The 6,672-nt window shown below is 62.8% G+C and carries 8 protein-coding genes; 4 read left to right on the top strand and 4 right to left on the bottom strand.

The window, feature by feature from the left end; genetic code table 11:
- Positions 1-266: 266 nt before the first annotated feature.
- Together secB and NKI39_RS29330 are read right to left on the bottom strand one after the other, a co-directional pair.
- The gene (secB, locus tag NKI39_RS29335; RefSeq protein WP_352491249.1) at positions 267-770 is read right to left on the bottom strand and encodes a protein-export chaperone SecB; all 504 of its coding nucleotides are present in this window, start codon (positions 768-770) and stop codon (positions 267-269) included.
- Between the two features lie 113 nt (positions 771-883).
- Complete coding sequence (locus NKI39_RS29330; RefSeq protein WP_352491248.1) at positions 884-1,375, bottom strand: FxsA family protein; 492 nt, start codon at positions 1,373-1,375, stop codon at positions 884-886.
- 198 nt (positions 1,376-1,573) lie between these two features.
- Between NKI39_RS29330 and NKI39_RS29325 the strand changes: the two genes are divergently transcribed.
- Genes NKI39_RS29325 through NKI39_RS29310 form a run of 4 tightly spaced genes read left to right on the top strand, consistent with a single transcriptional unit; the run spans position 1,574 to position 4,366 of the window.
- A complete protein-coding gene (locus NKI39_RS29325; protein ID WP_352836183.1) occupies positions 1,574-2,281 on the top strand; it encodes a Tim44/TimA family putative adaptor protein in 708 nt (235 codons plus the stop codon).
- A 23-nt stretch (positions 2,282-2,304) separates the two neighbouring features.
- Complete coding sequence (gene mltA, locus NKI39_RS29320) at positions 2,305-3,411, top strand: murein transglycosylase A (RefSeq protein WP_352836181.1); 1,107 nt, start codon at positions 2,305-2,307, stop codon at positions 3,409-3,411.
- Positions 3,408-3,944 (top strand): Smr/MutS family protein, encoded by a 537-nt coding sequence (locus NKI39_RS29315; protein ID WP_352473990.1) that lies wholly within the window; start codon positions 3,408-3,410, stop codon positions 3,942-3,944. The genes mltA and NKI39_RS29315 overlap by 4 nt, the downstream gene beginning before the upstream one ends.
- Positions 3,945-3,997: 53 nt before the next feature.
- Positions 3,998-4,366, top strand: a complete 369-nt coding sequence (locus NKI39_RS29310) for a helix-turn-helix domain-containing protein (protein WP_352473989.1) — start codon at positions 3,998-4,000, stop codon at positions 4,364-4,366.
- A gap of 9 nt (positions 4,367-4,375) precedes the next feature.
- On the opposite strand, the gene NKI39_RS29305 is transcribed toward NKI39_RS29310, so the two are convergent.
- Together NKI39_RS29305 and NKI39_RS29300 are read right to left on the bottom strand one after the other, a co-directional pair.
- A complete protein-coding gene (locus NKI39_RS29305) occupies positions 4,376-4,993 on the bottom strand; it encodes a transglutaminase-like cysteine peptidase (RefSeq protein WP_352473987.1) in 618 nt (205 codons plus the stop codon).
- 212 nt (positions 4,994-5,205) lie between these two features.
- Positions 5,206-6,483, bottom strand: a complete 1,278-nt coding sequence (locus NKI39_RS29300; protein ID WP_352836178.1) for a polyhydroxyalkanoate depolymerase — start codon at positions 6,481-6,483, stop codon at positions 5,206-5,208.
- Positions 6,484-6,672 lie beyond the last annotated feature (189 nt).

Genomic DNA, 6,672 nt, shown 5'->3' with positions numbered 1-6,672 from the left:
AACAGGTGTGCGAGGACATCGCGAACAGTTTGGCGCGCTTTGCGCCGGGAGGTTCGGGATGCCATTCGAGGACACGAGCGCGATGTCTCCGGTCCAAACAGGGGGGGAGATTGGCAGACCCAGCGTCTCGCTCATTCCTGCGGCGATGAAGGATTGGCGAAGGCTGACGTGAAGTCCGATCTCCCCCCTTGTACTGCCCCGCCGGCGTCTCAAACAAAAAACCCGGCTTCGCGCCGGGTTTTTCAAACGCTGCGAGCCAACCAGCCTCAGCTCACCTTGACCTTGGCGGCGGCAGCTTGGTCCTCGGTCAGCTTCTGCTGGAACATCTGCGCGAAATCGATCGGGTCTAGCATCAGCGGCGGGAAGCCGCCGTTGCGTGTTGCCTCGGCGATGATCTGCCGGGCGAACGGGAACAGCAGCCGCGGGCATTCGATGAACAGGATCGGCAGCATGTGCTCCTGCGGGAAGCCGCTGATGGAGAAGACGCCGCCATAGACCAGCTCGACGTTGAACAGCACTTCCTGGTCGAACGACGCTTTTGCGTTCAGCGTCAAATTGACGTCGAACTGCTTGTCCGAAAGCGGGTTGGCGTTCACGTTGACATTGATGGCGATGCCCGGAGCCTTGTCGCGGCCGCGCAACGAGTTCGGTGCGCCGGGGCTTTCGAAGGACAGGTCCTTCACATATTGCGCAAGCACGTTGAGCGAAGGCTGCGCCGCATTTCCATTACCGTTGGCTGCGCCGGTCGGCGCGTCGTCGTTGCTGGCCATAAGCTGTGGTCCTTTTGCCTGGGCAGCGTTGCTGACCGGATTGAAATTCGGGCGTTCGCTATCATGGCCGGCCCGACAAGACAAGTTTGCAAAAGACACCGGTTGCCTTGCAGCTACTCGTCCTTGAGGCGGCGCCAGGGAGAACCCGGTCCGCGCGTATGGTCGTCGGCCCGCGAATAGTCGCCGTCGTCGAGATCGATGGTCTTGCCGCGTTGCCTTGCCCGCAAACCACTGCTGAAATCGGTTGCCAGCACGATGCGGCCTTTCAGCATCCGCCAGGCAAGATCGCGCACCGGCGGCAGGAACAGCAGAAGGCCGAAAATATCCGAGATGAAGCCGGGGATGATCAAAAGGATCGCTGCCAGCACGATCATGGCGCCATGCGCAAGCTGGCCGCTCGGATCACGCCCGGCATCCATTTCGGCACGGACCCTGGCCATGACGCCAAAACCCTGGTGCCGCAGCAGCAGGGCGCCGGCGACACTCGAGGCCATCACCAAGCCGACTGTCGCCAGCGCGCCGACCTGGCGGCCGACAATAACGAAACCCGCTATCTCCAGCAGCGGAAGCGCGAGAATGAACAGGGGAAGCAGCGAGATACGCAAATCTTGACCGATCGTTTCGATGTTTTGCCGGCCGGCGAGCAATCGCCGCTGGCACCAGAGCTGTTAGATAGGTATGGCTGCCTTTGATTTGAATGATTGCGCCATGCGTTCTATATGCTTTGGATACTGAACGCTATGTGATCGCGGCCCTTGCTTGGCCGCTGGTCCGGCCAAAGCAGGGATTGATTGGCGCAAGATATGGGCTTCTTCGACTTCGGCACGATTTTCTTTCTGATTGCGGCGGTGGTGATCTTCTTCCAGCTGCGCAACGTGCTTGGCCGACGCACGGGCAACGAGCGCCCACCCTTCGATCCATATACGGCAGCGCGCAAAAACGACAAGGATGCCGCCCAGAAACCCGAGAACGTGGTCTCGCTGCCGCGCAAGCGCCTGGCGGGAGAGCCGGCGGCCGATGCCTATGTGGCGATCGATGCCTTTGCCAAGCCGGACACCGATCTCAACCGGGGCCTGCGGGCGATCAAGGACAATGATCCGACCTTCGACCCGAAGACCTTCGTCGACGGCGCCAAGATGGCGTTCGAGATGATCGTCATGGCCTACGCCGATGGCGACCGCAAAACGCTGAAGAACCTTTTGTCGCGCGAGGTCTATGACGGCTTCGTCGCGGCCATCGGCGACCGTGAGGCGAAAGCCGAAAAGATCCAGTCCTCCTTCGTCGGCATCGACAAGGCCGACATCGTTTCGGCCGAGATGAAGGGCAGCGAGGCCCACATCACGCTGCGCATTGTCAGCGAACTGATTTCGGCGACCCGCGACAAGGCCGGCGCCGTCATCGACGGCGATCCCGAAACCGTCGCCGAGGTCAAGGATGTCTGGACCTTCGCTCGTGACGCGCGCTCGCGCGATCCGAACTGGAAGCTCGTCGCCACCGAAGAAGAAGACTGAACTGGACGGCGGCGGAGGCTGTCGTGTCGCTTTCTCGAGCCTTCAGCGAAAAATCCTTTGGCGAATTGCCGGGCTGGGGTGAGGACGACCATCTCCCTGCCTTTGACGCCTTTCGCCGCTCAGCCTTTCATATCCTGAGCAAACCCTACCGCTCCGGCGCGCTCGGCGTCGACTACAATGGCTTTGCCGACGCCTATGCCGAAGCGCGCACCGTTTCGCCGGCGAATCGGTCGCAGGCTCGAAGCTTTTTCGAGCGCCATTTCGTTCCGGCCCGTATCGATGCCGAAGATGGTGGTCCCGGCCTGGTCACCGGCTTTTATGAGCCGGAGGTCGAAGCCTCGCCGGTACGCACGCAACGGTTTTCGGTGCCGTTGCTGGCGCGCCCGGCCGACCTAGTCGACATCGACGACGGCAATCGTCCTTCAGCCTTGGATCCTTATCTCGCCTTTGCTCGTGCGGCGCCGAACGGCCCGGTCGAATATTTCGACCGCGGCGAGATCGAACGCGGCTCGCTTGCCGGAAAAAGGCTGGAAATCGCTTGGCTCGCCGACAAGGTCGACGCCTTCTTCATTCACGTGCAGGGCGCGGCACGCCTCAAGATGACCGACGGCAGGCTTCGCCGCATCACCTATGCCGCCAAATCCGGCCAGCGCTTTACCGGACCGGGCAAGATCTTGAGCGAGGAAGGCGAGATCCCGCGGGAGAAAGTGACGATGCAGTCGATCCGTGCCTGGTTCAAGGCGCATCCGGAACGCGTCGACGAGATCCTTTGGCGCAACCGCTCCTACATCTTCTTCCGCGAGATGGGCGTCGACGACCCAGAGCTCGGCCCGATCGCTGCCGCCAAGGTGGCGCTGACACCCGGCCGCTCGATCGCCGTCGACCGACTGCTGCACACGTTCGGCACGCCCTTCCATATCGATGCGCCGTCGCTGACCGCTTTCGACGGAAAACCGTTCCGGCGGCTGATGATCGCGCAGGACACCGGCTCGGCGATCACCGGGCCGGCCCGCGGCGATCTGTTTGCCGGGTCGGGCGATGCTGCCGGCGAGATCGCCGGCGTTATCCGCAACGCCGCAGATTTTTATGCGCTGATCCCCCGGCCGCTGGTTTCAGGAGCAGGCCGATGACCCGGCGCATCGACAGGCTGAGCGAGGACGACCGGGTGCTGTGGAACCTGGTGGCGCACACGGCAAAACCGCTGAAGGGCAGAACCGCCGTCGAAATTCCGCACGTCGGGCCGGAGATCGACGAGACCAGGCAGGCGCCGCCGCCGGCACAGGTCGCGGGCAATGCTGCCACGGCCGCAAAGCCGAAGGCGCAGCATGTCTCCCACGCACTCGACGAACCGACGCTGGACAAGCTGTCGAAGGGCCGGCTGCCGATCGAGGGCCGCGTCGACCTGCATGGCCTGACCCAGGACGAAGCCTATTCGCTGCTGTTTTCCTTTCTGCACCGGGCGCATGCCGGCGGCATCCGCTACGTCCTGGTGATCACCGGCAAGGGCTCTTCGTCGGGCGGCGATGGCGTCTTGCGGCGCGCCGTGCCGTCATGGCTGTCGACACCGGCCTTCCGGCCCCTCGTCTCCAGCCACGACCATGCCGCCCGCAAACATGGCGGCTCGGGTGCGCTCTATATCCGCTTGCGGCGGGCGCGCTCATGAGGACACGCCGATGAGGGACGCACCTATGAGGATGCACCCATGAAGGTGCGCTTGTGACCCCATTCGGCGAAAAGCTTCGCGTGCTGCGAAACGAGCGCGGCGTCAGCCAGAAGGACATGGCCAAGGCGATCGGCGTCAGCGCAGCCTATCTCTCGGCGCTGGAACACGGCCGCCGCGGTGCGCCGAGCTGGACGCTGATCCAGAAGATCATCGGCTATTTCAACATCATCTGGGACGACGCCGAGGAACTGGCGCGGCTGGCCGAAACCTCGCATCCGCGTGTCAAGCTCGACACGTCGGGCCTTAGCCCGGCGGCGACCGAGCTTGCCAACCTTCTGGCCGACAACATCGAAAAGCTTGACGAAGCCGAGCTTCGCCGCATCATTGCGTCGCTCCGCGCCGCACTGGCACGACCGAAATGAGCTGCCTTGTTACTGGACAGAGCCGACCAGCACCTGCTGGCCGCCGCGGATCGACACCCAGCGGCCGGTATTGTCGATCGCCTGCCGCTTGAGGAAACGATAGCCGGTCTGGTCCCAGGAACGGACCTGGTCGGTCAGATTGTCAAGGATGTAGTCGCCCTTGTCGGTGCGCACCGTCAGCACGGCGTGGCCTTCGCCATCCGGCTTGCGCACGACGGTCATCAGCAGATCGGAAAACGAGACGCCCAGCCGGTTCAGCTCACGGCGCTTTTCCAGGACATAGTCCTCGCAATCGCCGACGCCCTTGTCGGGATAGGCCCAGACCTCGTCCTTGCCGTAGATGTCGAAGTCGCTCTCCGGCTTGACGGCGGCGTTGACCCTTGTCGTGACGCTGAGCAGCTTGCGCCACAGCGAGCCGGTCAGACTGGCGGGCGACAGATCCTTCGGGCGGATCGAACATTCGGACGCGTAGCTCTTGCAGAAATCATAATGGCCGATCGGCTGCGAGGTCGGGCCACCTGTTATCATCGGGCTGGCTGCCGAGGCCGAACCGGCCCAACCTGCCGCCACAGTAAGTCCGGCCAGCGCACACAGGCGCAGCGTTCTCGCCATTGGTGAGGAAATCATTGTCCCCGCTTGTCCCTTGTTGTTAACGAAACGTTAAGGGGTATTTACAGTCCGTGTCAATTATGAGGATGGATTGATTTTTGCGGCATGGTTACCCGCGTGGCGCCAACGCGACTATTGTGCAACAGGTCGACCGGCCGCACGGCCCCGCCAACCGATGATTTTGGCATTGACCGACCTGATGCGGATTGACGGGCATCATCACTGGTCGCCTATTTCTTGCCGGTCCTGACCAGCTTGGGCTTGACCGCAACACGGTTCTGACGGCCGTAGCTGGTAATGAAGTCGACGATGCGCGGCACGATTTCGGAGCGGAAGCGCGAGCCGTTGAACACACCATAATGGCCGACCGCCGGCTGCATGTAATGGGCGTGCCTGTCGGCCGGGATGTTGATGCACAGGTCGTGCGCAGCCTTGGTCTGGCCGAGGCCGGAGATGTCGTCGTTCTCGCCCTCGACCGTGAACAGGGCGACATTGCGGATCGCCGAAGGGTCGACCGCCACGCCGCGATGCGTCATCGTGCCCTTGGGCAAGGCCTGGCGGACAAACACGGTGTCGACGGTCTGCAGGTAGAATTCCGCCGTCAGATCCATCACCGCCAGATATTCGTCGTAGAACTCGCGGTGCTTCTCGGCATTGTCGCCGTCATGCTTCACCAGATGCATGAAGAAGTCCTTGTGGGCGATGATGTGGCGGTCGAGGTTCATGCTCATGAACCCCGAAAGCTGCAGGAAGCCGGGATAGACCTCGCGGCCGAAGCCCGGCACCGGCCAGGGCGCGCGCATGATGACGTTGTCGCGGAACCAGTCGATGCCCTTTTCCTGCGCCAGCAGATTGACCGCCGTCGGATTGCGGCGCGTGTCGATCGGCCCGCCCATCAGCGTCATCGTCGAGGGCACGAACGGATCACCCTTGGCTTCCATCAGTGCCGCCGCCGCCAGCACCGGCACCGAAGGCTGGCACACCGCCATCACATGGGTGTCGGGACCCAGCGCATGCAGCATGTCGACGATGTAGTCGATATAGTCGTCAAGATCGAAGCTGCCGTCGGGAAGCGGCACCATGCGGGCGTCGACCCAGTCGGTGATATGCACGTCGGCATAGGGCAGCATCGCCTCAACCGTGCCGCGCAGCAGCGTCGCGTAGTGGCCAGACATCGGCGCGACGATCAACAGTTTCGGATCCGGTCGGCGCCCAGCAGGAACCGCCCGCTCGAAACGGACCAGGTTGCAGAACGGCCGCGACCAGACGGTATGTTCGCTGACCTCGACGGTTTTCCAGTCGACCACGGTCTTGGTCAGGCCGAATTGCGGCTTGCCGTAGCGGCGCGTCGTGCGCTCGAACAGTTCGGCCGTTGCCGCAACCGAGCGACCCCAGGACGTGTGTGAGACCGGGTTGAGCGGATTGGAGTAGAACAGGCGCACCGCATCGGCATAGAGGCGCGCCGGCTGCAAGGCGGCGTGGTTCAGTTCGTAGAGCTGGTAGAACATCGAGAACCCCGCTGCCGACTGCGATCGAAGGGCCGACGAGCAGCGCCGAGCCTTGAATGCCTTGCGGGGAAGTTAGCAACAATCTGCTGCGATGCAATACGTCAACTTGCGTGATTTAGGCTCGTTCTTTCGTCCAAGGCGTTGAGAATCCGCCTGGAACGGCAACAGCCGGCTCAATGTGCACCTGCG

The organism is Mesorhizobium sp. M0664, assembly GCF_040320565.1.
Lineage (GTDB): Bacteria > Pseudomonadota > Alphaproteobacteria > Rhizobiales > Rhizobiaceae > Mesorhizobium.
This window is presented reverse-complemented; position numbering and strand designations above follow the sequence as displayed.